The 26,613-nt window shown below is 51.6% G+C and carries 28 protein-coding genes, 1 pseudogene and 1 other annotated feature; of the genes and pseudogenes, 16 read left to right on the forward strand and 13 right to left on the reverse strand.

The features are described from left to right. Positions 1-2: 2 nt before the first annotated feature. From pduT to FOB24_RS16085, 5 genes are all read left to right on the forward strand, one after another. Positions 3-557: a propanediol utilization microcompartment protein PduT gene (gene pduT / locus FOB24_RS16065; protein WP_003030201.1), complete on the forward strand. Its 555-nt coding sequence runs from the start codon at positions 3-5 to the stop codon at positions 555-557. Next, positions 557-907, forward strand: a complete 351-nt coding sequence (gene pduU, locus FOB24_RS16070; RefSeq protein ID WP_032939586.1) for a propanediol utilization microcompartment protein PduU — start codon at positions 557-559, stop codon at positions 905-907. The genes pduT and pduU overlap by 1 nt, the downstream gene beginning before the upstream one ends. Positions 908-911: 4 nt before the next feature. After that, entirely contained in the window at positions 912-1,364 is a 453-nt protein-coding gene (pduV, locus tag FOB24_RS16075) for a EutP/PduV family microcompartment system protein (RefSeq protein WP_061381983.1), read from the forward strand. Beyond that, a complete protein-coding gene (locus FOB24_RS16080) occupies positions 1,349-2,563 on the forward strand; it encodes an acetate/propionate family kinase (RefSeq protein WP_137347758.1) in 1,215 nt (404 codons plus the stop codon). The genes pduV and FOB24_RS16080 overlap by 16 nt, the downstream gene beginning before the upstream one ends. A 92-nt stretch (positions 2,564-2,655) precedes the next feature. Next, a complete protein-coding gene (locus FOB24_RS16085) occupies positions 2,656-3,522 on the forward strand; it encodes a GHMP family kinase ATP-binding protein (RefSeq protein ID WP_085047966.1) in 867 nt (288 codons plus the stop codon). 39 nt (positions 3,523-3,561) lie between these two features. Here the strand turns inward: FOB24_RS16085 and FOB24_RS16090 are convergent, their stop codons facing one another. From FOB24_RS16090 to phsA, 7 genes are all read right to left on the reverse strand, one after another. Beyond that, positions 3,562-3,897 carry a DUF496 family protein gene (locus FOB24_RS16090; protein WP_032939582.1) on the reverse strand — a complete coding sequence of 112 codons (336 nt, stop codon included), beginning with the start codon at positions 3,895-3,897 and terminating at the stop codon, positions 3,562-3,564. A 238-nt stretch (positions 3,898-4,135) separates the two neighbouring features. Further along, positions 4,136-5,194: an FUSC family protein gene (locus tag FOB24_RS16095; protein ID WP_038641701.1), complete on the reverse strand. Its 1,059-nt coding sequence runs from the start codon at positions 5,192-5,194 to the stop codon at positions 4,136-4,138. Between the two features lie 86 nt (positions 5,195-5,280). Beyond that, positions 5,281-5,748 carry a DNA gyrase inhibitor SbmC gene (gene sbmC, locus FOB24_RS16100; RefSeq protein WP_085047965.1) on the reverse strand — a complete coding sequence of 156 codons (468 nt, stop codon included), beginning with the start codon at positions 5,746-5,748 and terminating at the stop codon, positions 5,281-5,283. A 124-nt stretch (positions 5,749-5,872) separates the two neighbouring features. Then, positions 5,873-7,045, reverse strand: coding sequence for a serine-type D-Ala-D-Ala carboxypeptidase DacD (gene dacD / locus FOB24_RS16105; RefSeq protein ID WP_069323527.1), 1,173 nt, complete (start codon positions 7,043-7,045; stop codon positions 5,873-5,875). A 139-nt stretch (positions 7,046-7,184) separates the two neighbouring features. Further along, a complete protein-coding gene (phsC, locus tag FOB24_RS16110; RefSeq protein WP_085047964.1) occupies positions 7,185-7,952 on the reverse strand; it encodes a thiosulfate reductase cytochrome B subunit in 768 nt (255 codons plus the stop codon). After that, positions 7,949-8,527: a thiosulfate reductase electron transport protein PhsB gene (phsB, locus tag FOB24_RS16115; RefSeq protein ID WP_085047963.1), complete on the reverse strand. Its 579-nt coding sequence runs from the start codon at positions 8,525-8,527 to the stop codon at positions 7,949-7,951. The genes phsC and phsB overlap by 4 nt, the downstream gene beginning before the upstream one ends. Positions 8,528-8,541: 14 nt before the next feature. Next, on the reverse strand, positions 8,542-10,815 hold the full coding sequence (phsA, locus tag FOB24_RS16120; protein WP_150345158.1) for a thiosulfate reductase PhsA: 2,274 nt from the start codon (positions 10,813-10,815) through the stop codon (positions 8,542-8,544). A gap of 392 nt (positions 10,816-11,207) precedes the next feature. Here phsA and sbcB point away from each other — a divergent pair, with 392 nt between their 5' ends. After that, positions 11,208-12,632, forward strand: coding sequence for an exodeoxyribonuclease I (gene sbcB, locus FOB24_RS16125; protein WP_150345159.1), 1,425 nt, complete (start codon positions 11,208-11,210; stop codon positions 12,630-12,632). Between the two features lie 59 nt (positions 12,633-12,691). Here the strand turns inward: sbcB and plaP are convergent, their stop codons facing one another. The 4 genes and pseudogenes from plaP to FOB24_RS16145 form a co-directional block, all read right to left on the reverse strand. Then, on the reverse strand, positions 12,692-14,053 hold the full coding sequence (gene plaP, locus FOB24_RS16130) for a putrescine/proton symporter PlaP (RefSeq protein WP_003030167.1): 1,362 nt from the start codon (positions 14,051-14,053) through the stop codon (positions 12,692-12,694). Further along, positions 14,043-14,105 (reverse strand): membrane protein YoeI, encoded by a 63-nt coding sequence (yoeI, locus tag FOB24_RS24660; protein ID WP_110498811.1) that lies wholly within the window; start codon positions 14,103-14,105, stop codon positions 14,043-14,045. Before yoeI ends, plaP begins: the two co-directional genes overlap by 11 nt. A 162-nt stretch (positions 14,106-14,267) precedes the next feature. Then, positions 14,268-15,252: pseudogene (locus FOB24_RS16140) on the reverse strand (LysR substrate-binding domain-containing protein). A gap of 41 nt (positions 15,253-15,293) precedes the next feature. Further along, positions 15,294-16,118 carry an SDR family oxidoreductase gene (locus FOB24_RS16145; RefSeq protein ID WP_038641716.1) on the reverse strand — a complete coding sequence of 275 codons (825 nt, stop codon included), beginning with the start codon at positions 16,116-16,118 and terminating at the stop codon, positions 15,294-15,296. Positions 16,119-16,292: 174 nt separating this feature from the next. Here FOB24_RS16145 and hisL point away from each other — a divergent pair, with 174 nt between their 5' ends. From hisL to hisIE, 9 genes are all read left to right on the forward strand, one after another. Then, positions 16,293-16,340, forward strand: a complete 48-nt coding sequence (gene hisL / locus FOB24_RS16150; protein WP_100250077.1) for a his operon leader peptide — start codon at positions 16,293-16,295, stop codon at positions 16,338-16,340. Then, positions 16,316-16,438 (forward strand) — a sequence feature (His leader region). Its footprint overlaps the gene before it by 25 nt. 45 nt (positions 16,439-16,483) lie before the next feature. Further along, complete coding sequence (gene hisG / locus FOB24_RS16155; RefSeq protein WP_038641718.1) at positions 16,484-17,383, forward strand: ATP phosphoribosyltransferase; 900 nt, start codon at positions 16,484-16,486, stop codon at positions 17,381-17,383. 5 nt (positions 17,384-17,388) lie between these two features. Next, positions 17,389-18,693, forward strand: a complete 1,305-nt coding sequence (hisD, locus tag FOB24_RS16160) for a histidinol dehydrogenase (protein WP_150345160.1) — start codon at positions 17,389-17,391, stop codon at positions 18,691-18,693. Then, positions 18,690-19,769, forward strand: coding sequence for a histidinol-phosphate transaminase (gene hisC, locus FOB24_RS16165; RefSeq protein WP_121529232.1), 1,080 nt, complete (start codon positions 18,690-18,692; stop codon positions 19,767-19,769). Before hisD ends, hisC begins: the two co-directional genes overlap by 4 nt. Next, positions 19,766-20,833 carry a bifunctional histidinol-phosphatase/imidazoleglycerol-phosphate dehydratase HisB gene (gene hisB / locus FOB24_RS16170; protein WP_150345161.1) on the forward strand — a complete coding sequence of 356 codons (1,068 nt, stop codon included), beginning with the start codon at positions 19,766-19,768 and terminating at the stop codon, positions 20,831-20,833. Before hisC ends, hisB begins: the two co-directional genes overlap by 4 nt. Continuing rightward, positions 20,833-21,423, forward strand: a complete 591-nt coding sequence (hisH, locus tag FOB24_RS16175) for an imidazole glycerol phosphate synthase subunit HisH (RefSeq protein WP_038641727.1) — start codon at positions 20,833-20,835, stop codon at positions 21,421-21,423. The genes hisB and hisH overlap by 1 nt, the downstream gene beginning before the upstream one ends. Then, entirely contained in the window at positions 21,423-22,160 is a 738-nt protein-coding gene (hisA, locus tag FOB24_RS16180) for a 1-(5-phosphoribosyl)-5-[(5-phosphoribosylamino)methylideneamino]imidazole-4-carboxamide isomerase (RefSeq protein ID WP_150345162.1), read from the forward strand. Before hisH ends, hisA begins: the two co-directional genes overlap by 1 nt. Next, positions 22,142-22,918 carry an imidazole glycerol phosphate synthase subunit HisF gene (gene hisF / locus FOB24_RS16185; protein ID WP_038641731.1) on the forward strand — a complete coding sequence of 259 codons (777 nt, stop codon included), beginning with the start codon at positions 22,142-22,144 and terminating at the stop codon, positions 22,916-22,918. Before hisA ends, hisF begins: the two co-directional genes overlap by 19 nt. Further along, positions 22,912-23,523 (forward strand): bifunctional phosphoribosyl-AMP cyclohydrolase/phosphoribosyl-ATP diphosphatase HisIE, encoded by a 612-nt coding sequence (hisIE, locus tag FOB24_RS16190; protein ID WP_038641733.1) that lies wholly within the window; start codon positions 22,912-22,914, stop codon positions 23,521-23,523. Before hisF ends, hisIE begins: the two co-directional genes overlap by 7 nt. A 76-nt stretch (positions 23,524-23,599) precedes the next feature. On the opposite strand, the gene wzzB is transcribed toward hisIE, so the two are convergent. Further along, positions 23,600-24,580: an LPS O-antigen chain length determinant protein WzzB gene (wzzB, locus tag FOB24_RS16195; protein WP_121529233.1), complete on the reverse strand. Its 981-nt coding sequence runs from the start codon at positions 24,578-24,580 to the stop codon at positions 23,600-23,602. Between the two features lie 402 nt (positions 24,581-24,982). Here wzzB and FOB24_RS16200 point away from each other — a divergent pair, with 402 nt between their 5' ends. After that, the gene (locus tag FOB24_RS16200) at positions 24,983-25,987 is read left to right on the forward strand and encodes an NAD-dependent epimerase (RefSeq protein WP_150345163.1); all 1,005 of its coding nucleotides are present in this window, start codon (positions 24,983-24,985) and stop codon (positions 25,985-25,987) included. 199 nt (positions 25,988-26,186) lie between these two features. Here FOB24_RS16200 and FOB24_RS16205 read toward each other — a convergent pair whose 3' ends face one another. After that, the gene (locus tag FOB24_RS16205; RefSeq protein WP_110497527.1) at positions 26,187-26,612 is read right to left on the reverse strand and encodes a MaoC family dehydratase; all 426 of its coding nucleotides are present in this window, start codon (positions 26,610-26,612) and stop codon (positions 26,187-26,189) included. Position 26,613 lies beyond the last annotated feature (1 nt).

The following is a 26,613-nucleotide window of genomic DNA, read 5'->3' on the forward strand; positions in this document are numbered from 1 at the left end:
TCATGTCTCAGGCTATAGGGATCTTAGAACTCACCAGCATTGCCAAAGGAATGGAAGCTGGCGATGCCATGTTAAAAAGCGCGAATGTGAATTTACTGGTCAGCAAGACCATCTGCCCGGGAAAATTCCTGCTCATGCTCGGTGGTGACGTAGGCGCAGTACAACAGGCGATAGCCACTGGTACATCTCTTGCTGGCGATATGCTCGTCGACAGTCTGGTACTGCCTAATATTCATGCCAGCGTACTCCCGGCAATCAGCGGGTTAAATAGCGTGGATAAGCGTCAGGCCGTCGGGATTGTTGAAACATGGAGCGTGGCGGCTTGTATCTGTGCTGCGGATCGCGCTGTTAAAGCTTCCAACGTCACACTGGTACGCGTGCACATGGCATTTGGTATTGGCGGCAAGTGCTACATGGTTGTCGCTGGCGATGTATCCGATGTGAATAACGCAGTAACGGTTGCCAGTGAAAGCGCGGGTGAAAAAGGCCTGTTGGTTTATCGCTCCGTTATACCTCGCCCGCATGAAAGCATGTGGCGGCAGATGGTGGAGGGATAATGGAAAGACAGCCCACCACGGATCGTATGATCCAGGAATATGTTCCTGGCAAGCAGGTCACGCTGGCGCATCTTATCGCCAATCCCGGAAAAGATTTGTTCAAGAAACTGGGATTACAGGATTCAGTATCCGCAATCGGGATTTTGACGATTACCCCCAGCGAAGCCTCAATTATCGCCTGCGATATCGCCACGAAATCCGGAGCGGTAGAGATTGGTTTTCTCGACCGATTTACCGGCGCAGTGGTACTGACGGGCGACGTCTCCGCCGTTGAGTACGCGCTGAAACAGGTAACCCGAACGCTGGGCGAAATGATGCGTTTTACCGCTTGCCCCATCACCCGGACGTAATCTCATGAAACGCATCATGCTAATCGGACCCAGCCAGTGCGGAAAAACGTCGCTCACACAATGCATGCGGGGAGAAGCGCTTCACTATCAGAAGACCCAGGCCATAGTCTGGTCGCCCACAGCGATAGATACACCGGGCGAATATCTTGAAAACCGCTGTCTGTATAGTGCGCTGCTGGCCAGCTCCTGTGAAGCAGACATCATCGCGCTGGTCCTCAATGCTGACGCGCCGTGGTCGCCATTTTCTCCCGGTTTCACCGGCCCAATGAACCGACCCGTCATTGGCCTCGTCACTAAAGCCGATTTAGCCAATCCGCAGCGCATTTCCCTCGTTGAGAGCTGGTTAGTCGAGGCTGGCGCGCAAAAAGTGTTTGTCACCAGTGCGCTGGAGAATACAGGTGTCGATGAGATGTTCATTTTTCTGAATGCAAAGGAACTTTCATGTCTCACAAAATAATGGCCATTAATGCGGGGAGTTCCTCGCTCAAGTTTCAGCTTCTGGCGATGCCACAAGGTGAAATGATTTGTCAGGGGTTGATCGAGCGTATTGGTATGTCTGATGCTCAGGTCACCCTTAAAACGCCTGCGCAAAAATGGCAGGAAACATTGCCCGTAGCCGATCATCGTGAAGCAGTGACGCTGCTCCTGGAAAAACTGCTCAACCACAATATTATCAGCAGTCTGCAGGAGATCGACGGCGTGGGGCATCGCGTCGCACACGGCGGGGAATCTTTTAAAGATTCCGCACTGGTAACCGATGAAACGCTGGCGGAAATTGATCGCCTTGCGGAACTGGCCCCGCTACATAACCCGGTAAATGCGTTGGGAATTGCAGTATTTCGCCAGCTATTACCCGAAACGCCGGCCGTGGCGGTTTTTGACACCGCTTTTCATCAGACGCTTGACGAGCCTTCTTTCATTTATCCCCTGCCCTGGCGTTACTATTCAGAGCTGGGTATTCGTCGTTACGGATTTCATGGCACCAGCCACAAATATGTCAGCGCCCAGCTTGCTGAAAAGTTAGGGGTGCCCCTCAGCGCCCTGCGCGTCGTTTGTTGTCATCTTGGCAACGGCAGCAGCATCTGCGCCATCAAAGGTGGTCAATCAGTTAATACCTCTATGGGGTTTACGCCACAGTCTGGCGTGATGATGGGCACGCGAAGTGGCGATATTGATCCGTCTATTTTGCCGTGGATTGCCCTGCGCGAAGGCAAGACACCGCAGCAGCTCAACCAATTGCTCAACAATGAATCCGGCTTACTCGGCGTTTCTGGGATCTCACCTGACTATCGCGACGTTGAACATGCCGCAGATACGGGCAATCATCAGGCTGCGCTGGCGTTGACGCTTTTTGCCGAACGAATTCGCGCCACCATTGGTAGCTATATTATGCAGATGGGCGGTCTGGATGCGCTGGTGTTTACCGGAGGCATAGGAGAAAACTCAGCGCGGGCGCGCGGCGCAATTTGTCACAATCTGAATTTCCTGGGACTGGCCGTCGATGAAGAAAAAAATCAGCGAAACGCCACCTTTATTCAGACAGAAAATTCGCTGGTCAAAGTGGCGGTGATCAATACCAACGAAGAGCTGATGATAGCGCAGGACGTTATGCGTTTAGCGATAGCGGAAACTGTGACGTTGGGCATTCCAGCTTAATCCTGCCGCACTGCAAATTGCGGCAAATCATGGTAATAGCGCGATCGCCATGACACTATGCGCCGAGGATTGCTGATCACAAAGGTGAATACGTGGCTATTGCGCAATGTCCCGCATCATGCGGTGAACTTATCCAGGGCTGGATTCTGGGCAGTGAGAAATTAGTCTCCTGCCCGGTCGAATGGTATAGCACCGTTGAGGTCACTTCAGGCTCACCGCTGGCAGAGGAACGTCCACTTTCACGGGCGATGGTTAATCGGCTATTGCAGCACTGGCAATACCCGCCGCAGATGAGTGAGGATATCCGAATTGATGTCCAGTCAACTATTCCTATCGCTAAAGGAATGGCCAGCAGCACTGCAGATATTGCCGCCACTGCTGTCGCCACGGCACATCACCTGGGCCATCACCTGGATGAATCTACGCTGGCGCAACTTTGCGTTTCGCTGGAGCCTACCGACAGCACCGTTTTTCGTAAGCTTACCCTTTTCGATCATAACGACGCCTCCACGCAAATTGCCTGCGAAGCCCAGCCTCAACTCGATCTGCTGGTTCTCGAAAGCCCGGAAACATTGCGCACTGCTGATTATCACCGTATTCCGCGTCATTCCGGGTTACAGGCAGGTGCTCCGGCCCTCAAACGAGCATGGGAAAAGGTACAGGAAGCTTGTATCAGCCAAAATCCTTACCGGATGGGCGAAGCTGCCACGCTAAGCGCAACCGCCAGCCAGTTGCTGTTACCGAAACCAGATTTTGATTCGCTATTAGCGCTGGTAGAGGAATGTGATTTATACGGCGTTAACGTTGCGCACAGCGGCAGCGTTGTCGGCCTGATGCTGGACAGAACGCGTCATGATGTGGATTACATAAAATGGATGCTGACACAGAAAAAACTGACGGTTCACTGGCCGGAACAGCATTTATTGCGAATGGTCGCAGGCGGAGTTGAACTGCAATAAGGGTCGCCGCACAGCAGCGACCCGGACAAGCATAAATCGTTACTCAGCTTTGGCTTCGCCGTTTTTCAGTTCACCCATGGCTTTCAGCTTCTTAGAAATATCGCGGCGCTCTTTTGAGATCTCAGCATTTTTGATGATGTAATCATCAACGCGATCTTCGTAATCGCTTTTCATGCTAGCGATAATGCCCTGAATCGCTTCCACGCTCATGCCTGGCTTGATGTAGTCGCTCAGGTTGTCCAACAGCAGGACACGTTTCTGGTTGTCACGGATCTTTTTCTCAACGTCCTGGATTTCACGTTGCAGTTTGTTTTTACGACGGAACAGACGAACAAATTCCAGCACGTCCTGGAAAGAAGGCTTGGTAGTTTCCATTTTTACACCCCTGATAATGTGAGATTCGGATTCGTTTAAACAACGGCTAAAGTGGGTCAACATTACTTTCATGCCCGCCATACTTCAAGTTGCATCTGCATCGACAATGCATGGTTAAAACCTGAATTATCGAGGGTAAAGCCATTGCAGTTACCAATGGTTTTAGCCTTTTTCAGTATCATACCTCTAATCGTTGCTGAATCGAAGCAGCAGTAGAACCAATCCCCTCATCTGCTTTTTATTTGCGCAGCGCGCGACAGATTAAATGAGAAAGTAACTCCAGCTGTCGCGCCATCTCCATATTCAACCAAACGTAGCCGTGAATAGGCGTTTCTGCGACATTATCGCCCTTATGCTCAGCGATAAGCTGACGTAGCTCTACCACGGTATCATTGAGCTTCTCCGTATTGGCAAGTACTGGCTGCGGATTACCTTCATACAATGCATGCGTTATCGTCAGTAGCGCCTGCTGCGTCCTGAGCTGGGTTTCACGCAAAGTATGCGCATTCAACATAACAAAGTGACTGGTACGGCTGGCCCAGAGCGCATTGATTTGCAACTCGAGCATGCAGACGAGGTTACGATTAACCGTCTGAATAGCTTCAAAAATGGATTTTTGAATGTGGGTTTCTTTACTGGCAGGGACGATGAGCCCGCGCATTTTGACAACCTCGCTCAACAGCTGTTGTAAATGCTTCTCCAGTCGCGGTTGTTCAAGCAGATTGGGGGAGAGCGCCGCCTGGTACACCCGATTGTACCCCGTGACGCAATGCGCCAGTTGAATACGCCAGTGTATAAATGCCCGTTGTGGCCACACGCCGGTAAACAGCATCGCCAGCAACGATCCAAGAATAACGTCGCCGCCACGCCATAACGCCGTATTCATATCCCCAGCGGGAGCACCCACTACAACGGCAAGCGTAATACCAATCAACAGCGCCTGATACGGTTTTTTGCCCAATGCCAGCCAACCGCAGAGAAACATCGCCACCGCGCACCATATCAGCATCAGCGGAAGCGAAAAAAGCTCCAGACGCAGGGCCACCAGCCCAAGCACCGATCCCAGGATCGTGCCGCCAATACGTTCAAAAGCTCTGGGAACAACGTTCCCCCAAAAAGAAATAGGCCCCATGATCACCACCAGCGTGATCAGAGGCCATGTACCTTCAGGAATGTTTAACAGGCGTACCAACAGAAAAGTGAGAATAAACGCAAGCGCAATGCGAATACCGTGCACTACACGATAATGACGATACAAACGAATTTCAAAAGGGCTCAGTGACTTATTGGCACGCACTCATGCACTCCGTCAGCGAATAGCAAATAACAGAATTGTACTCGTTTTTTGCCTGAAAATATCATCCTGATTTGCATCAAAAACAGTTACTTCGACTGTACCGGTATGTACATTTCAATGTCCCAGTAGTCATCCTCGATGCCATTGTTCATGTACACTTCAAAGCAGGGTTTAGCAGCTATTTCGAAAGTCGTATCTTGCATCAGGCAGTCAAAAAACTGGTACCACGGCGTCGCAAAGTCATGATTTTCTACACGCGCAACGGCAACAGCATAGTCGCCACCCGCCACTTCGGTCAGGATCACCCCTTCGCTGTTTTCCGGGATCGCAAAATCTTCAGGCACAGATACCACGGTATCGCAACGCAGTTTCTCCGCCGGGACAACGTCAGGATTGTCGTAATAAACGGCTATCCATTCCAGCGGAACAATTTGCTTCCCGTCGACCCACTTCATTAACTGCTCAAAACCTTGCTTTACCGTTTGTTCCCACGGACCAACCATGTGAAAACCGGCAATCCTGCGTTTATCGACCTGTTTAATCTCGTACTCCATATAACCTCCGTGATTACACTGTATGTATATACAGTGTAATTTTTAGGTATTTCGGCCACAAGTAAATAGTGATTATTATGTGAGCAGATTCGCACTCTTGCCAGTCAGGCATTCCAGGAAATAACTACGCCTTGTGGTGGAAATAATCGCTCAGACGCGAGAAAACGCCACCTTCGCTGACGGACTCCAGCGTAACCAGAGGCCAGTGCGCCACCAGCTTATCCCGATCGTAGAGTTCAATTTCACCCACACGCTGATGTGCCGCGATTGGTGCAACCAGTTCTTTCTTATCAAGGACATATTTTGCTTTAATGTTAGCCACTTCCGCTTTAGGCAGGGCCATCCAGAAATCCTGCTCGGTGCCCAGGCTGATTTTTTCTTTGTCGCCATACCAGATCCGTTCAGTACCGACCTGCTTACCGCTACGCAAAACCTGCACCGTATCGAAGTTTTGTTGTCCCCATTGCAGCAGCTTACGCGCCTGGTCTTCGCGCCCTTTCGCACTCTCTGCTCCCATCACAACCGCAATCAGTCGACGCTGTCCATCAACGGCGGAAGCGATCAGATTGAACCCGGCACCGGACGTATGCCCTGTCTTCAGACCATCCACGTTCATGGTTTTATCCCACAACAGGCCATTACGGTTTTGCTGCGTGATTCCGTTCCAGGTAAGGCTTTTCTCACTGTACATATGGTAGAAATCCGGTTCACCATGGATGATAGCTCGCGACAATACGGCCAGATCGTAAGCAGAGCTATGCTGACCAGGCGCATCCAGACCATGGACCGTTTCAAAATGGGTATCCTGCAGGTTCAGCTTTTGCGCATAGTTGTTCATCATCGCGACAAACTGCGGTTGTCCCCCGGCGATGTAATCAGCCAGCGCCACGCAGGCATCATTCCCGGAATCAACAATTAGCCCGCGGCTGAGGTCGCGCACCGAAACGCGATCGCCTTGTTTCAGGAACATCAAGGATGAACCGACGAATACCGGATTGTCTTTCGCCCAGGCATCGCGCCCAACAGTGACAATATCGGTTGGACTAATGCGCTTACTGTCGATTGCGCGGTCAACAACATAGCCGGTCATCAGCTTGGTCAGACTGGCGGGGTTACGTTGCTGGTGTTCATTACCGGCTGTCAGAATTTGGCCCGTGGTGTAATCCATTAATACCCACGCCCCGGCATTTATCGCAGGCGGCTGTGGGGCGAAGCTGGCGGCATCGGTCGCCCAGGCGGACGTAAAACTCATCGTGAATAGTGAAGCGGCAATAAACAAACGGCGTTTCAACAGCATGTCCTCAGAAAAGGGAGAAATAGCCGTTCTTTTTACGGAAGTTCTGTCGAACAAACTTGAATAAATTGCAAGAAAATGTGACATAAGGCACATTTTCTTGCTGTCATACAAGGCTGTCAGCGACAAACCGCGCGCGAAATTATCCTTTGCGTGGCGCAGTCTCTGCGTGATGGCTGCGATGGCGATGGTAGCCGTCGATCATACTGCGGAAAATTTGCCCTGGCGTGTCGCCCAGCGTGCACAGGTAAATATGTGCGCAGATAAACAGTAAGCCGACAATCGCTAGCGCCATATGCAGCACCAGCATTATCGGCCCTGCCCCTGACACCTGCGGGTAGAGGCATAACAACCCGGTGATGATCAACAGCGGAACCAGCGCGTACATAATGGCCAGGTAGGCCAGTTGTTGCAGTGGGTTAAATTTATCCTTTGCCGTTGCGGCAAACGGATGCGGCTCGCCTTTCATGATGCCATACAGATAAAAGCGCGTTTGCAGCAGGCAGCGTGATATTAACCCGTTTAACTTCACGCGATAATGGCAGCCGTTGCCGCTGGTTGCGTTTATTAACACAAAGCCAATCCAGAAGGCCAGCAATGCGAAGCCGCACCAGGTATGTACCTGCACCATCAACGCTACCGGTCCGACAGAGAAGTGGCCAAACAGGCCGCTCAGCAAAAGCAGAATAAAGAGCAGCGCATTTCCCCAGTGCCAACGGCGAACAGCCAGCGAATAGAGGTACTCCCGGTGCTCCTCTCCGGTTACCGTTTTCGGCGCCAGCATCCGACGTAACAGCGCGTGCGTGACCAGGCCCGCAATCATCAGCACAACAATAACGCCCGCATAAATGAGCCACAGCGGCCAGTAGTCCGGCGCATAGTTAAGTTCCGCTCCCCAGATAGAATTCATACTTTACCCTCCTGATGGATCTCTTTACGCCGATAAACACTCACCTGGCCACTACGCGTATCCTGCTGGCGATAAACCTCTTTTTGATTGATCCAGTGCTGGATTTCCGGGTCATCGCGACGACCAAACTTCAACGCATCCGTCGGACAAACGGAAACGCAGGCGGGCGACTGTTCAACATCCAGACGGGTATCCGCGCAGAAATTACATTTGTCTGCGATTCCCGTTTGTGGATTAAGGTAGCGCACATGGAACGGACAAGCAGCGACGCAGTAGTCACAGCCAATACAGCGGGACTTATCCACCTGCACAATGCCGTTTTCATCGCGGAATGATGCACCGGTTGGACAAACGCTGACGCACGGCGCATCTTCACAATGCTGGCAAGAAACACGAACAAACTGGAAATGGGAAAGCGCCTCGGGTTCATGTTCCGGTGAACGGATCTGCACCTGTAAGCGGCTAAAACCTTCAGGCACGTCATTCAGTACCTTGCAGGCAACCGTACACGCCTGACAACCAATGCAGCGTTTTTCGTCATGCAGCATGACATAAGGGTTTGTTGATTGATTCATGATGTACTCCTTTCTCATGCCCGACGAAGCGTAACGCCAGCGGTGTGGACCACCGTACCTGACACCGGACTGGTGACATGTGGAAGCAAATTACCGCAATGAATACCGTGCGTCGTCGCGGCTGTTTTGGCTCCTGCCTTGGCGCCAAATCCCATATAGACGAATAGCGTATCGGGTCGAATACCGGCGGTGACCAACGCTTTGCCTTTTTCCTTACCGGTTGCATTTTCCAGCCAGATGTCATCGCCGCTTTTGATGCCTTTTTCACGGGCCGTTTGCGGGTGGATCCACACCGCGTTGTCCCACATCAGCTCACTCAGCAGTGGCACATATTGCGTTGCGCCATTGGTATGAACCGCCACTTTCCCCTGAATAAAATAGAGTTCATTGTCGCCTTTGAGCGCAAAATTGCGGGCGCGAGGAACACCGTAGCCTGGCAGGAGTGTTTCCAGCTCGGCAGAGTAGAGTTCGATTTTTCCTGACGGGGATTTAAAACGCAGCTGCTCACCATAAGTGCCGTCGCTATCAACCGCTACCGCGCCCGGATAGCGTGCCACAAATTGACGCACCGCTTCGGGTTCGCGCAGCAATAGCGGAACGCCCCACTCGCGATACCCTTTCTGACGCAGCTCAGCAGATAACGCATGATCGCCATTAAGCTGGTACAGCTGGCGCGTTTGCATATCCTGCCATGGGTAGAATTGCCCAAGGCCTAACTGAACAGCCAGTTCTTTCCAGATTTGCCAGCTCGGACGCGCGTCACCGATAGGCTCAACCACCTGCTGACGCAAGGCATAGGCTGGATTCAGGCCCGACATATCAGAAACTTCTTCATCGCGCTCAAGGTAAGTACATTCAGGCAAAAGATAATCGGCATACGCCGCGCTTTCGCTTAAATAGACATCGCAACTGACCACCAGGTCGAGCTGTTCAACGGTCTTGACCAGGTCTGGTCGACAGGTCACGGTCTGGAAAGGGTTGTGTCGGGACATGATCCATCCCTTCACCGGATACGGCGTTTGCTTTAAGACGGCATCAATAATGCTTTGCACTACGCCGCCGCCGGCCGCGATGTACTTGAACTGCGGGGCCACCAGATCGATACGCTGCGCCGTTGGCTTGGGTAATTTGGCATCGGGTTTTGCCAGCACGGGAGCGACTTTCTCTCCGGCCAGCTTATTGTACGTTGCCGCCGCTTTTTTCTGATACAACCCACCCTCACGCTCAATATTTCCAAGTAACACATTGAGGGTGAAAATCATGCGCCTCATATCAATTTCTTCTTGCGAAAACGTCGCACGATGACCCGGACTGACAATGGCGTGAGGGGCGCTGGCTGCCATTTCGCGGGTGACCCGGATAATCACATCGGCAGGCACATCAGCGAGCTTTTGCGCCCATTCCGGCGTGGTCTCCTGGACCGCCTCAGCCAGTTGGTCAAACCCTGTGGTGTAGCGTGTAACAAAGTCTGCGTCATACAGCTTTTCTTTGATCATGACGTGACACATGGCCATCAGCACCGGTAGGTCGCCGCCAGGCTTAAGCGCATGCCATTCATCCGCTTTGCTGGAGAAGACGGACAAACGGGGATCAAAGCTGACCATTTTCGCGCCCTTTTCCTGCGCGGTCATCAGTTCATGGGTGTCGGCGACTTCAATACCTTCATAGAGGTTATGGCCAAAAGAGACCATATAACGGGTATTGACGATATCCATGGCTAAATCGCCACCCATCATAACTTTAGCGGCAATCGCTTTTCCGGCGGGGCATGTCGAGGCGTGAGTAAACGTGTTCGGCGATCCAAAAGCCGTCGCGAGGTGAAATAAATGGCCGGAAAGCGAACCGGACTTGGAAGAGAATACGACCCCCTCAGGACCATGCTGCGCTTTTATTGCCGTCATTTTTTCGGCAATTTCTTTATATGCCTGCTGCCAGCTAATTACCTGCCACTCACCGCTCCCGCGAGGTCCTGTGCGTTTCATCGGTTTAACAATACGATGCGGGTCGTTGACCAGGCTAACACCGCTGCCTCCGCGCGCGCAGACACGCGTCCCCTGCTGAGGCGCATTAGGGTTTCCTTGAATAAAAACCGTCTTATTATTTATTACCTGAGCCTGAATTGGGCAGCGAAAAGAACACATTTCGCACAAACTTGGCGTCAGGGATGTTTTCCCTTTTATGTGCTCGGGAGAATTCCGCGCCAGTGCGCCTGGTGGAAAACTGCCTATCGCACAGGCTGAGCAACCTATACCCACCCCTCGTAAAAAATTACGCCGACTTATGCTCATATAACCTCCTGTTATTAGATATATCCAATTATTATATGGAGTTTATATTATTAATTTTTAACCTCACTCACATTTTATTACAATGCATACAAGCGCATTAATAGAAATATAAGGTCGTTGTTTTTAAAAGACTTTTAAAACATCCAGAAAACAGAAAATGAAATAACAATAATGGTTATCAATTAACTTACTTCCCAGGGTGTGATTTTAAGAAAGTTTATTCCAGTAATTTCCTTTAACGGTAAGAAAATAATTAATCATTCGTTCGAAGCCGTGTTCAGCGCAATTTTCTTGCGTAGGCCATTCCGCATCGATAATCCTCTTGCTGATTACCTCGCTATTTTTTGGTATTCTTGGATAAGCGCTAAATTGATCCCGGACATAACTGAACAATGAATGACGGCAAGCAGCAACCTGGTTTTCTCTTCCACGATTACGAGACTTTTGGTACCCATCCGGCGCTGGATAGACCCGCGCAATTTGCGGCTATCCGCACAGATAATGACTTCAACATTATCGGTGAACCTGAAGTCTTTTATTGCAAACCCGCAGATGATTATCTGCCACAGCCCGAGGCGGTGCTGATTACCGGCATCACCCCGCAAGAAGCACGTGAAAAGGGAGAAAATGAAGCTGCTTTTGCTGCGCGTATTCACGCCCTGTTTACCGTACCGAAAACCTGTATTCTGGGCTATAACAACGTGCGCTTCGATGATGAAGTGACGCGAAATATCCTGTATCGCAATTTCTATGATCCCTATGCCTGGAGCTGGCAGAACGATAATTCGCGCTGGGATCTGCTGGATGTCATGCGTGCCTGCTATGCCCTGCGTCCTGAAGGTATTAATTGGCCGGAAAACGACGATGGCTTGCCCAGCTTCCGCCTGGAACATTTGACCAAAGCGAATGGGATTGAGCATGCCAATGCCCACGATGCAATGGCCGATGTGTATGCCACGATTGCGATGGCGCAATTAGTCAAGTCACGCCAGCCTCGTCTGTTTGAGTATCTCTATAGCCATCGTAATAAGCACAAACTGGCGGCGCTAATTGATGTGCCGCAGATGAAGCCGCTGGTCCATGTCTCGGGCATGTTCGGCGCATGGCGCGGTAACACCAGTTGGGTGGCGCCACTGGCCTGGCATCCGGAAAATCGCAACGCGGTTATCATGGTCGATCTGGCCGGTGATATTTCACCGCTGCTCGAACTGGACAGCGACGCGCTGCGTGAGCGGCTCTATACCGCTAAGGCAGTTCTGGGAGATAACCCCGCAGTGCCGGTTAAACTGGTGCACATCAACAAATGTCCGGTACTGGCACAGGCGAACACCCTGCGCCCGGAAGATGCCGATCGTCTCGGTATTAACCGCCAGCATTGTCTGGATAATCTCAAAATTCTGCGCGAAAACCCACAGGTACGCGACAAAGTCGTGGCTATCTTTGCCGAGGCGGAACCCTTTGCGCCATCGGATAACGTAGATGCCCAGCTGTACAACGGTTTTTTCAGCGATGCCGACCGCGCCGCGATGAAAATCGTTCTGGAAACCGAACCGCGCAATTTACCAGCGCTGGATATCACCTTTGTCGATAAACGCATTGAAAAGCTGCTGTTTAACTACCGCGCGCGTAACTTCCCTGGAACGCTGGATGAAGCCGAACAACAGCGCTGGCTAGACCATCGTCGTCAGGTATTCACGCCGGAGTTTTTGCAAAATTACGCCAATGAATTACAGATGCTGAGTCAGCATTATGCGGATAACAAAGAGAAGCTGACGCTGCTGAAAGCACTCTGGCAATATGCGCAAGAGATTGTCTAAATCCCACGTATAAAAAAACGGAGAACATGTCTCCGTTTTTTTTCAGCTAAATGCAGTTATTACGCGATATCTTCGTCGTACTGCGGTACCGGGTTGCGGAAGCTTTTGGTCACGCACGCCAGGTAGATCAGACCGATACCCGCCCAGATCAGGCCCAGAACCATTGAGCTTTCTTCCAGGTTCACCCACAGCGCGCCAACGGTCAGCGCACCGCACATTGGCAGGAACAGGTACTGGAAGTGATCTTTCAGCGTCTTGTTACGCTTCTCACGGATCCAGAACTGGGAGATTACCGACAGGTTAACGAAGGTAAACGCCACCAGCGCACCAAAGTTAATCAACGCCGTCGCCATCACCAGGTCGAAGTTGATTGCCAGCAAAGCAATCGCCCCAACCAGAATGATGTTCATGGACGGAGTACGCCATTTCGGGTGTACATAACCGAAGAAACTTTTCGGGAATACGCCGTCACGACCCATCACGTACATCAGACGCGCAACGCCTGCATGCGCCGCCATACCGGACGCCAGTACGGTAATGGTAGAGAAAATCAGCGCGCCGACCTGGAAGAACTTACCAGCAACATACAGCATGATTTCCGGCTGCGAAGCATCCGGATCCTTAAAGCGCGAGATATCCGGGAAGTACAACTGCAACAGATAGGTGGAGACGATAAAGATCAGGCCACCAATCAGCGCAGTCAGGAAAATCGCACGCGGGATCACGCGTTCAGCGTCTTTGGTTTCTTCTGACAGGTTGCTGATACCGTCAAAACCGGTGAACGAGAAGCACAGGATGGTAGCCCCGGTGATCATCGGGATCACGTGCGCATCACCCGACCAGAACGGACGGCTGCTCGCCAGCGTACCGGCGCCTTCCCCTTCGAACACGCCATAAACGACCATGCCGAGGATCACTGCAATCAGCACCACCTGCAACAACACGATCACGGTGTTGAAATTAGCGACGGACTTGAGGCTACGCAGGTTGAAGGCGGTCATAAAGGCCACCAGCGCCACCACGAACATCCACGATGGAATCGAAGGCACCAGCGCTTCAAAATAAATTTTCGCCAACAGAATGTTGATCATCGGCGCGAACAGGTAGTCCAGCAGCGATGACCAGCCAACCATAAAACCAACGGTCGGGCTAATGGATTTCTGAGCGTAAGTGTAGGCAGAGCCTGCGGACGGATAGCGGCGTACCAGTTTACCGTAGCTTAGTGCGGTAAAGAGGATGGCGATCAGTGCGAAGGCGTAAGCTGTCGGGACGTGACCATCGGTCATTCCTGAGACGATACCGAATGTATCGAACAGCGTCATCGGCTGCATATAGGCAAGGCCCATCATGACAACCGGAACCAGCGTAAGCGTTTTACGTAATTCCACGCGAGAGGTGTTTGGAGTAGCGTTATGCGACATGGTTATCCTCCATTACGGCGAAAACCGTCGCGTAAGCAAAAAATTGCCCCATTTTTTGTTAATCCTCAGCGACAACAACTGTCGATTTTTAAGTAAGTATCTATCCGGTACGAAGCCCGGCCTCTTTTATGAATGATTGGTTTGATGCAAAAAAATAACCGACGCGTATTAAAACGTCGGTTAATGTCATTTTTTGCAAGCGGCGTATTTTGCACTAATTTGGGGAGAAATAACAAGAGATTGAAGCAACTGTAAAAAAATATTTTTTCTCAACTGATTGATTTATCAGCATCCGTTTTAACGTACACCCCGGCAATAGCACTATTTGCTAAAATCTCGTCCCGCCACCAGGCGCTGGCAAGCCCGGCGGTCTGTTCATTCCACCCTATCCACACGGGTTCAAACAGAATTTGTCCGACCACTTTCTTCTCAATCAGCGCGCCGCTGTCCAAAAATCGCTGCGCCAGATAACGGGGAATATATCCGCATCCCAGACCACTGATTTGCAGCTCCAGCTTGGTTTTGAAGTCAAAAACGGTAATCGCTTCCTGATCGTCCAACACCTGAACGCCGGAGATGTTCGCTTGATGCGCATTCTCTCCCACCACGATGGCGCGAAATCGTCGAATAGTACGCCGATTTAACGGTTCCTGTTCCTGCGCCAGCGGATGATGCGGCGCAACCACAAACACCTGTTCCAGCGCGCCAAGCCGCGCAAAACCAAATTCGCTCCCCGCCGGCGGTTCGTGCATAGCGCCGACAATAATATCCGCCCGCCCCTGAGTAAGTGCATCCCAGGAACCACCCAGCACGCCGTTAATAAACTTCAGGCGCGTCACACTGTGATGTTGATAGAAGGATTCGATAAGGGGGGCCAGCAGTGAAAAGGGAAATGTATCATCGACGCCGATGACCAGTTCATTCTCCCAGCCTTCATGAAGTTTAATGGCTTGCTTTTCGAGTTCGCGGACGGAGTGCAATACCTCTCGCCCCTTTTCCAGCAGCATTTGACCGGTGCGGGTAAACTTAGCCCGGTGCCCACTGCGATCTAATAACTGAATATTAAGATCGCTTTCCAGTTTATGGACGGTGTAGCTAAGCGCAGACGGCGTCTTATACAATTTTACCGACGCCGCCGCGAAACTGCCCTCTTTTTCTAACGCATCGAGGATGATAAGAACGTCCAGCAGTGGTTTCATACTCGCCCCCTGGCGGTATACAGCGACACTCTGCTGGCCTGTCACTCCATCGGCATCACCAGCGGATCGGGATACTGGTACTCAAATCCAAGCTCATTACAAATACGGCTGCCATCAATGACTTTACCTTTACCGTTATCCGCACCGCCGCGAAATTCCGGCGGTTCCATCCCCAACTGGCGGGCCATCTGCGGATAGAACACGTTACGCGCCGGATGCATAGGCGCACATATATTATAGATGTGTCCCCCTTTGGGCGCTTGCAGCAGCAACGTGATGGCAGAAACGACATCATCCAGGTGCACCAGATTGACGCCATGGTTTCCATCTGGCGCCGTCTTGCCAGCGAAAAAGCGGCCGGGATGTCTTCCCGGGCCAACCAGTCCGGCCAGACGCAGAATATCTACCGAGGTGCCAGGCAGGTTATGCAACCAGTCTTCAAGATCTTTCAGAACACGCCCGCTGGCGGTGACCGGGTTACGCGGCGTCCCCTCTTTCACGATACCCTGGACATCGCCATAGACCGACGTCGAGCTGGTAAAAATAATCCGCGGGATCCGGTACGCCAGCGCACTGTCAACCAGTTCCTGCATGGCCTGCAGGTAAAATGTCTCCCCCGGCCCGCTACGGCGCGCAGGTAGCGTTATAACCAGTGCATCAGCGTCCATGAGCGCGTCGAGATCGTCAGCCTCACAGACCAGTTCAGGCTCCAGGCGCAGCGAGTAACTCTCGATACCGCTCATACGGGCCGCTTCTACCCCATCTAGTGTGGTTTTGCTGCCGGTAACCTGCCAGCCTCTCGCCGCCAGCGACATGGCTAACGGCATGCCTAACCAACCTAACCCGACAATTGCGACCTTTTTCATGCCTTCTCTCCTGACTTTTGGCCTATAACGCAAGGCTACGCCAGCCCACGGTGGCTGACAATTCATAGTATCAATATGAAATGAATTAATGATCAAAAAAAGCCCTTGCTTTCCGTAGCTAAAGTGGTTTAGGTTAAAAGACATCAAATGAATAAACATTCATCGAGAAAATTTATGACACGCGCTCAATTTAAACACCATCATCACCATCATCCTGACTAGTCTTTCAGGCGATGTGTGCTGGGAGACATTTAAATCTTCCAGCGGTGCATGAGCGTATGAGAAAGCCCCCGGAAGATTTCTTCCGGGGGCTTTTTTTTGTGCGTGACCCAAACTGATTCAGACAGGATAACGAGGAACAAACAATGTTAGACAACACCCGTTTACGCATAGCTATGCAGAAATCAGGCCGTTTAAGCGACGATTCACGCGAATTACTGGCCCGTTGCGGCATTAAAATTAATCTTCACACCCAGCGCTTAATTGCGATGGCAGAAAATATGCCGATTGATATCCTGCGCGTGCGTGATGACGATATCCCAGGTCTGGTGATGGACGGCGTCGTTGATCTGGGCATTATTGGGGAAAACGTTCTGGAAGAAGAGCTGCTCAACCGTCGGGCACAGGGTGAAGATCCTCGCTATTTTACCCTGCGTCGTCTGGACTTCGGCGGCTGCCGTCTTTCGCTGGCGACGCCGGTTGATGAAGCCTGGGATGGCCCGGCAGAACTGAACGGGAAGCGTATCGCCACCTCTTACCCACACCTGCTCAAGCGTTACCTCGATCAAAAAGGGGTGTCATTTAAATCCTGTCTGTTAAACGGTTCTGTCGAAGTCGCACCCCGCGCGGGTCTGGCCGATGCAATCTGCGATCTGGTGTCAACCGGCGCGACGCTTGAAGCCAATGGTCTGCGTGAAGTGGAAGTGATTTACCGCTCTAAAGCGTGTCTGATTCAGCGCGATGGCGAAATGGCCGCAGCCAAACAGCAACTGATCGACAAACTACTGACCCGCATCCAGGGGGTTATTCAGGCTCGCGAATCCAAATACATCATGATGCACGCACCGAGCGAGCGTCTGGACGAAGTTATCGCCCTGCTGCCTGGCGCTGAGCGCCCAACCATTCTGCCACTGGCGGGTGATCAGCAGCGCGTGGCCATGCACATGGTCAGCAGCGAAACCCTGTTCTGGGAAACAATGGAAAAACTGAAAGCGCTCGGCGCCAGCTCTATTCTGGTGCTGCCGATTGAGAAGATGATGGAGTAACGACCATGAGCTTCAATACCCTGATTGACTGGAATAGCTGTAGCCCTGAGCAGCAGCGCGAATTACTGATGCGCCCGGCGATTTCCGCCTCTGAAAGCATTAGCCGTACGGTGGCCGAGATCCTTGAAAATGTCAAAAACAACGGCGACCAGGCATTGCGCGAATACAGCGCGAAGTTTGATAAAACCGAGGTCGGCGCGCTGCGCGTCACTGAGGAAGAAATTCAGCAGGCCGGGAATCGTCTGAGCGACGAGCTGAAACAAGCCATGCAGGCGGCAGTACGTAATATTGATACTTTCCACAGCGCGCAGATCCTGCCGCCGGTGGATATCGAAACCCAGCCGGGCGTGCGCTGCCAGCAGGTTACCCGCCCCATCGCTTCCGTGGGCCTGTATATTCCAGGGGGATCGGCACCGCTGTTCTCTACTGTATTAATGCTGGCGACCCCGGCGCGTATCGCGGGCTGTAAAAAAGTGGTGCTGTGCTCGCCGCCGCCGATTGCCGATGAAATCCTCTACGCCGCGCAACTCTGTGGCGTGAAAGAAGTGTTTAACGTGGGCGGCGCACAGGCCATTGCCGCGCTGGCACTGGGCACGGAGTCTATTCCAAAAGTCGATAAAATCTTTGGGCCGGGCAACGCCTATGTGACCGAAGCCAAGCGCCAGGTCAGCCAGCGTCTTGACGGCGCGGCAATCGATATGCCTGCCGGACCGTCCGAAGTATTGGTTATCGCTGACAGCGGCGCAACGCCGGATTTTGTCGCCTCCGACCTGCTCTCTCAGGCCGAGCACGGCCCGGACTCGCAGGTGATCCTGCTAACGCCGGACGCTAAGCTTGCCGAAGGCGTGGCCGAAGCCGTTGAACGCCAGCTCGCCGAGCTGTCCCGCGCCGACACCGCGCGTCAGGCGCTCTCCGCCAGCCGTTTAATCGTGGCGAAAGATCTGGCACAGTGCGTTGAAATCTCCAACGCCTACGGTCCGGAGCACCTGATCATTCAGACCCGCAACGCACGTGAGCTGGTGGAAGGCATAACAAGCGCCGGTTCGGTGTTCCTTGGTGACTGGTCGCCGGAATCCGCAGGCGACTATGCTTCCGGTACTAACCACGTGCTGCCAACTTACGGCTATACCACAACCTGTTCCAGTCTGGGGCTGGCTGATTTCCAGAAACGGATGACCATACAGGAATTAACACCACAAGGTTTCTCTGCGCTGGCCGCCACCATCGAAACCCTGGCCGCGGCTGAGCTGCTGACCGCCCACAAAAATGCCGTCACCCTGCGCGTTAACGCCCTGAAGGAGCAAGCATGAGCACTGACAACTTTCTCAGCGTCACTGATTTAGCCCGTAAGAATGTCCGCGAGTTAACGCCTTATCAGTCTGCCCGCCGTCTTGGCGGTAACGGCGACGTCTGGCTCAATGCGAATGAATATCCCACCGCCGTTGAGTTTCAGCTAAGTCAGCAAACGCTGAACCGCTATCCGGAGTGCCAGCCGAAAGCCGTGATTGAGAATTACGCGCAGTATGCAGGCGTCAAGCCGGAGCAGGTGCTGGTCAGTCGTGGCGCAGATGAAGGGATCGAGCTGCTGGTGCGCGCTTTTTGCGAGCCGGGTAAAGATGCGATTCTGTACTGTCCGCCGACTTACGGCATGTACAGCGTCAGCGCTGAAACGATTGGCGTTGAATGCCGTACCGTCCCGACACTTGACGACTGGCAACTGGATTTACAAGGTATCGCGGACAAGCTTGATGGTGTGAAGGTGGTCTACGTATGCAGCCCTAATAACCCAACGGGCCAGTTGATTAAGCCACAGGATCTGCGTTCGCTGCTCGATATGACGCAGGGTAAAGCTATCGTGGTTGCCGATGAAGCGTATATCGAGTTTTGCCCGCAGGCCACGCTGGCGGGCTGGCTGTCTGAATATCCGCACCTGGTAATTTTACGCACACTATCCAAAGCGTTTGCTCTCGCCGGTTTACGCTGCGGGTTTACGCTGGCAAATGAAGAAATTATCAATCTGCTGTTAAAGGTGATCGCCCCTTACCCCCTCTCTACACCGGTGGCGGATATCGCCGCCCAGGCGCTGACGCCACAAGGCGTTGCCGCCATGCGCCAACGCGTCCAGCAGATCCTGCAAGAGCGTCAGTACCTGGTGGAGAACCTGAAAACAATTCGCTGTGTAGAACAGGTTTTCGATTCTGAAACCAACTATGTTCTGGCGCGCTTCACCGCCTCCAGCAGCGTATTTAAATCTTTGTGGGATCAGGGCATTATCTTACGAGACCAGAACAAACAACCTTCGTTAAGCGGCTGCCTGCGTATTACTGTCGGAACCCGTGAAGAGAGCCAGCGCGTCATTGACGCCTTACGTGCGGAGCAAGTATGAGCCAGAAGTATCTTTTTATTGACCGTGATGGAACCCTGATTTCCGAACCGCCAAGTGACTTTCAGGTCGATCGCTTTGACAAACTGGCTTTTGAGCCGGAAGTCGTTCCCGTTTTACTGAAGCTGCAAAAAGCGGGTTTTAAGCTGGTGATGATCACCAACCAGGATGGACTGGGAACCCAGAGCTTTCCACAGGCCGATTTTGACGGCCCGCATAATCTGATGATGCAAATATTCACCTCTCAGGGCGTTGCGTTTGACGAGGTACTGATCTGCCCGCACCTGCCAGCAAACGAGTGCGATTGCCGTAAGCCAAAAGTGAAGCTGGTTGAGCAATATCTGGTTGAACAGGCTATGGACACCGAGAACAGCTACGTCATTGGCGACCGGGCGACCGATATTCAGCTCGCTGAAAATATGGGCATTAGCGGATTGCGCTATCACCGGGACACCCTGAACTGGGCGATGATCGGCGAGCAGTTGACCAAACGTGACCGCTACGCGCACGTTGAGCGCAATACCAAAGAAACGCAGATTGACGTCAAAGTCTGGCTGGACCGCGAAGGCCAAAGCAAAATCAATACTGGCGTTGGCTTCTTTGACCACATGTTGGATCAAATCGCCACCCACGGCGGTTTCCGTATGGAGATAGCCGTCAAAGGCGATCTGTATATTGACGATCACCACACCGTAGAAGATACCGGTCTGGCGCTGGGTGAGGCCTTAAAGCTGGCATTAGGTGATAAACGTGGTATCAACCGTTTTGGTTTTGTCCTGCCGATGGACGAATGTCTGGCACGTTGCGCGCTGGATATCTCCGGACGTCCGCACCTGGAATACCGCGCTGAGTTTACCTACCAGCGCGTGGGCGATCTGAGCACAGAGATGATTGAACACTTCTTCCGCTCACTCTCCTACACCATGGGCGTCACCCTGCACCTGAAAACCAAAGGAAAAAATGACCACCACCGAGTGGAAAGCCTATTTAAAGCCTTTGGCCGCACGCTGCGCCAGGCGATTCGCGTAGAAGGCGATACGCTACCCTCCTCAAAAGGAGTGCTGTAATGAACGTAGTGATCCTGGATACCGGGTGCGCCAACCTGAATTCGGTGAAATCCGCCGTTGCGCGCCATGGATACGACCCGGTTGTCAGCCGCGATGCGGATGTGGTGCTCCGGGCCGATAAGCTGTTTCTACCCGGCGTTGGTACTGCGCAGGCGGCTATGGACCAGTTGCACGAGCGTGAACTTATTGAACTAATTAAAGCCTGTACGCAACCGGTGCTCGGGATCTGCTTAGGCATGCAACTGCTTGGTCGCCGCAGCGAAGAGAGTAACGGTGTCTCCCTGCTGGGCATTATTGAACAAGACGTCCCCAAAATGACCGATTTTGGCCTGCCGCTGCCGCATATGGGCTGGAACCGTGTGTATCCACAAGCAGGCAATCGTCTGTTCCAGGGTATTGACGATGGGGCCTATTTCTACTTTGTCCACAGCTACGCGATGCCAGTGAACCCATGGACCATCGCCCAGTGTCATTACGGTGAACCGTTTACCGCGGCAGTCCAAAAGGACAATTTCTTTGGCGTGCAGTTCCACCCGGAACGTTCGGGTGCGGCTGGGGCGCAGTTGCTGAAAAACTTTCTGGAGATGTAATGATTATTCCGGCATTAGATTTAATCGACGGCACGGTGGTGCGTCTTCATCAAGGTGATTACGCACAGCAACGTGATTACGGCAACGATCCACTGCCCCGCCTGCAGGATTACGCGGCACAAGGCGCACAGGTACTGCACCTGGTCGATCTGACCGGGGCAAAAGATCCGCAGAAACGACAAATACCGCTGATTAAAACGCTGGTCGCGGGCGTCAATGTTCCGGTGCAGGTTGGCGGCGGTGTGCGTACTGAAGCGGACGTTGCGGCACTGCTTGACGCCGGCGTGGCACGCGTGGTGGTCGGTTCGACGGCGGTAAAATCCCCCGAGGAAGTGAAGAGCTGGTTTACCCGTTTTGGCGCCGACGCGCTGGTGCTGGCGCTGGACGTACGCATTGACGAACGCGGTAATAAACAGGTTGCGGTCAGCGGCTGGCAGGAAGATTCAGGGGTTTCACTGGAAGATCTGGTGGAAACCTATTTACCCGTTGGTCTGAAGCATGTGCTGTGCACTGATATCTCCCGCGACGGTACGCTGGCGGGTTCAAACGTCGCGCTTTATGAAGAAGTGTGCGCTAAATATCAGCAGGTGGCGTTTCAGTCATCTGGCGGTATAGGTGGAATTGAGGACGTAGCCGCCCTGCGCGGGACTGGGGTTGGCGGCGTGATCGTCGGACGAGCCCTGCTGGAAGGTAAGTTCACCGTTGAGGAGGCCATCCAATGCTGGCAAAACGCATAATTCCTTGTCTGGACGTTCGCGATGGACAGGTGGTAAAAGGCGTCCAGTTTCGCAATCACGAGATTATTGGCGACATCGTTCCGCTGGCAAAACGCTATGCCGATGAAGGCGCAGATGAACTGGTCTTCTACGATATCACCGCCTCCAGCGATGGCCGTGTAGTCGATAAAAGCTGGGTATCGCGCGTGGCGGAAGTGATCGACATTCCGTTCTGCGTTGCCGGTGGGATTAAGTCCATTGATGATGCGGCGCGTATTCTCTCCTTCGGGGCGGATAAAATCTCCATCAACTCCCCGGCGCTGGCTGACCCGGAGCTTATCACGCGTCTGGCGGACCGCTTTGGCGTACAGTGCATTGTGGTGGGTATCGATACCTGGTATGACGCCGCAACCGGTAAATATCACGTTAACCAGTATACCGGTGATGAGAGTCGTACCCGCATCACGCAGTGGGAAACGCTGGATTGGGTGCAGGAAGTGCAGAAACGTGGCGCAGGCGAAATCGTGCTGAACATGATGAATCAGGACGGTGTGCGTAACGGCTACGACCTGGAGCAGCTGAGAAAAGTGCGCGACGTTTGCCACGTACCGCTGATTGCCTCCGGTGGCGCAGGCACCATGGAACACTTTCTCGAAGCCTTCCGTGATGCTGACGTTGACGGCGCGCTTGCCGCTTCCGTTTTCCACAAACAAATTATCAATATTGGCGAGTTAAAAACGTACCTGGCAACACAGGGCGTGGAGATCAGGATATGTTAACGAAGCAACAATGTCGCGAGCTGGACTGGGAAAAAACCGACGGATTGATGCCGGTTGTGGTGCAGCATGCGGTATCCGGCGAAGTATTGATGCTGGGTTATATGAACCCTGAGGCGCTGGATAAAACGCTTGAAAGCGGTAAGGTAACCTTTTTCTCGCGGACCAAACAACGGCTGTGGACCAAAGGTGAAACCTCTGGCAACTTTCTTAATGTGGTTAACATCGCGCCTGACTGTGACAACGACACCCTGCTGGTGCTGGTTAACCCGATTGGGCCAACTTGCCACAAAGGCACCTCAAGCTGCTTTGCTGACACCAGTCATCAGTGGCTGTTCCTGTATCAACTAGAACAACTTCTGGCTGAGCGTAAAACCGCCGATCCGGCAAGCTCTTATACGGCCAAGCTGTATGCCAGTGGCACCAAACGCATTGCGCAGAAAGTGGGGGAAGAAGGCGTGGAAACCGCACTGGCCGCCACCGTGCACGATCGTTTTGAACTGACGAATGAAGCTTCTGACCTGATGTACCACCTGCTGGTTCTGCTACAGGATCAGGAGCTTGATCTGACCACCGTGATTGAGAACTTACGTAAGCGTCATCAGTAATCGGCAGACGTAAAAAAACCGGGCGCTGTGAACTGCCCGGTTTTTTTGTGCTCAGAATAAAACTGCCTTCGACCTGCTACGCTCTGGCTTTGTAACCACGCAGCGCATTTCGCCCCAGCACGATACCTGCACCAATCATTCCCCCCAGCAGAACGGCCAGTACCAGGGTAATGGCTTTTTTCGGACTGTCACGACGAATCGGTAACGTTGGTTTCATCACGTAGCGATAAGAGTGCAACTCTGCCCCTTCAAGCTTAAGATTTCTGATATCCAGCAGTTTTTGCTTGGTCTGGAAGTAGTTATCAGACAATATCAAAGGACGCGTAGCCTCGTGTTCAACCATAGATTTCAGGGCATCGCTACCCAGCAACAGCATGCTGTCCTGCGTAACATCCTGGGTTTGTTGAATTTGCGGCTTAATCACACCCGCCTGTTCAGCATAACGCAGCGCTTCCTGGATTTGCTTAATTCGCAGATCTTTTTGTTCCTGAGCGACCACTTCCTGAGTCTTCAGAGAATCTTCAAGAGTACTGGTTTGCAGCTTGATGTTATCAGCCAGGTCAAGCTCCAGCTCTTTAGCAACATTTTCATCTGTTTGTTGAATGTATTCAGCCAGCTGACGCTGAGCATCTTCTGGAGAACTCGCCACATAGGAGACCTCTAACGGCAACTGTTGGCCTTTAACAGACTGCTCAATCGACAGTTTCTGTGGTTTTTCCTGATTAGCAAGCGTTTCTGCCAATGCAGAAAAAGAGGTACTGAAACGACCAACCACATTTGTCTGAAGTTCAGTCGCCTTAGGCGCGTTAGTGCCATACAACACGTTGAGGGCATTGTTATAGGTGGCAATTTGTCCAACATCCGGTTGAGTAATAATTGCGGTAGAGGTCCATTTCTCTTTAGCAACCGCCAGATAGCCCACCGCCAGAACAATGGCAACAACAATCGCGACAACGATAGTGACTTTCCCACGCCATAACTGCATCAGCAAATCAATCAGATCAATCTGTTCCGGATCGTTACCGCGCCCGGACATGTTGTTATCACTTACAGACATAGATACCCTAATTAAGGAAGGAAGGACTTAAACTCGAATTAGTTTAGCTAAAAATTGAAGCAATTCCATAGGATTAATGATAAAAAATCAAATTGATTGAGAGATTTTGATTGGTATTTTAGTCACTTGAGAAAAAAGGAAGGAATTTAAAAAAAGTGTCAATACTGAATGGCCACTCTTTGCAGGAAAAGCGTCAAACAGCGGGTTAAATGTCATCAAGCGTAAATGCCAGACATTCTCGTTAATTAAAAATTCACGGCATGAATATTTATTAACTTACCACTAAAAATGGCATGCGTAAAAAGGATAACCATTAGCTTTTTTGCCATCTGACGGTATTATTTCACTTTTCGTCGCACCAGATAGTGCCTGGCTGCTTTTTAGCCGAAAAGAGGAACGAACATGAAATACCTGGTTACGGGGGCTGCTGGTTTCATCGGCTTCCATGTTAGCAAACGCCTCCTTGAGGCTGGCCATCAAGTCGTCGGTATCGATAATCTGAACGATTACTACGACGTGAGTCTAAAGCAGGCCCGTCTGGAGCTGCTGGTACACCCCGGCTTCCAGTTTCATAAGAGTGATTTAGCCGACCGGGAAAGCATGTCAGCACTCTTCGCATCCGGGCATTTTGATCGTGTGATCCATCTCGCTGCACAGGCTGGCGTACGCTATTCACTCGAAAATCCTCATGCTTACGCAGACTCCAATCTCACAGGTTTTCTGAACATACTGGAAGGTTGTCGGCATAATAAAATTCAGCATTTACTTTATGCCTCTTCCAGCTCGGTATACGGCATGAATCGCAAAATGCCTTTCTCAACGGACGATTCCGTCGATCACCCCGTATCCCTGTATGCTGCAACCAAAAAAGCCAACGAACTGATGGCCCATACGTATTCTCATCTGTACGGATTGCCCACAACCGGCCTGCGTTTCTTTACCGTATACGGTCCGTGGGGTCGCCCGGATATGGCGCTGTTCAAATTCACCAAAGCGATGCTGGAAGGGAAAAGTATTGACGTCTATAACTACGGCAAAATGAAGCGTGACTTTACCTATATTGGTGATATCGCAGAAGCAATTATTCGCTTGCAGGATGTCATTCCTGCGCCCAACGGGGAGTGGACTGTTGAAAGCGGTTCTCCGGCAACCAGCTCCGCGCCGTATTGCGTCTACAATATCGGCAATAGTTCACCGGTTGAACTGATGGATTATATCAAGGCTCTGGAAGAAGCTCTTGGCATCGACGCGACAAAAAATATGCTCCCGCTACAACCCGGTGATGTGCTGGAAACCAGCGCGGACACCAAAGCACTGTATGACGTTATTGGTTTTAAACCTACAACAACGGTTAAAGATGGGGTTAAGAACTTTGTTGACTGGTACCGTGTGTTTTATAAAGTGTAACGTAATGAAAGGTAAAAGCTAAGTATTTACTAAATCCCAAATACCCCTGATTGTGCAAAAATCCGTAGCCTCTATGGGATAACGGATTTTTGCTCTTTTGCATAGTCTGAATTCTATCTTATGATAAGCATTATTAATTTTCTCTGTACTTAGTTGTCTTTTTACATTCAGTACAAATTTAAGCTCTGAAGCATGTCCATTATTTCTTTTCAGGGATATAGATTTCTGCTTCTCCAGTAATTACTTTTTTCCTTCCAACTTGACAGATGGTATCAAAAGTAATCTTCCTCTTTTCTATATCAACTGATTTTACAGTGACAGTAGCTAGTACCGTATCACCAATAAAAACAGGATATTTGAAATTGAGTGTTTGTGAAGCATATACACAACCATAACCTGGTAATCTGGTTCCGAATAATGCAGAAAAGAACCCTGCTGATATTAAACCATGCGCAATCCGTTTACCAAACCTGGATTCTGAAGCATAGGTATCGCTGACATGTACAGGATTATGATCCCCAGATACTCCAGCAAACGCTTTAATATCAGCATCAGTTATAGTTTGAGTATAACTTGCGCTCATGCCAACTTCTATTTCCTCAATTGAAACACTATTACTAATCATT

This window comes from Citrobacter werkmanii, from assembly GCF_008693645.1.
Lineage (GTDB): Bacteria > Pseudomonadota > Gammaproteobacteria > Enterobacterales > Enterobacteriaceae > Citrobacter > Citrobacter werkmanii.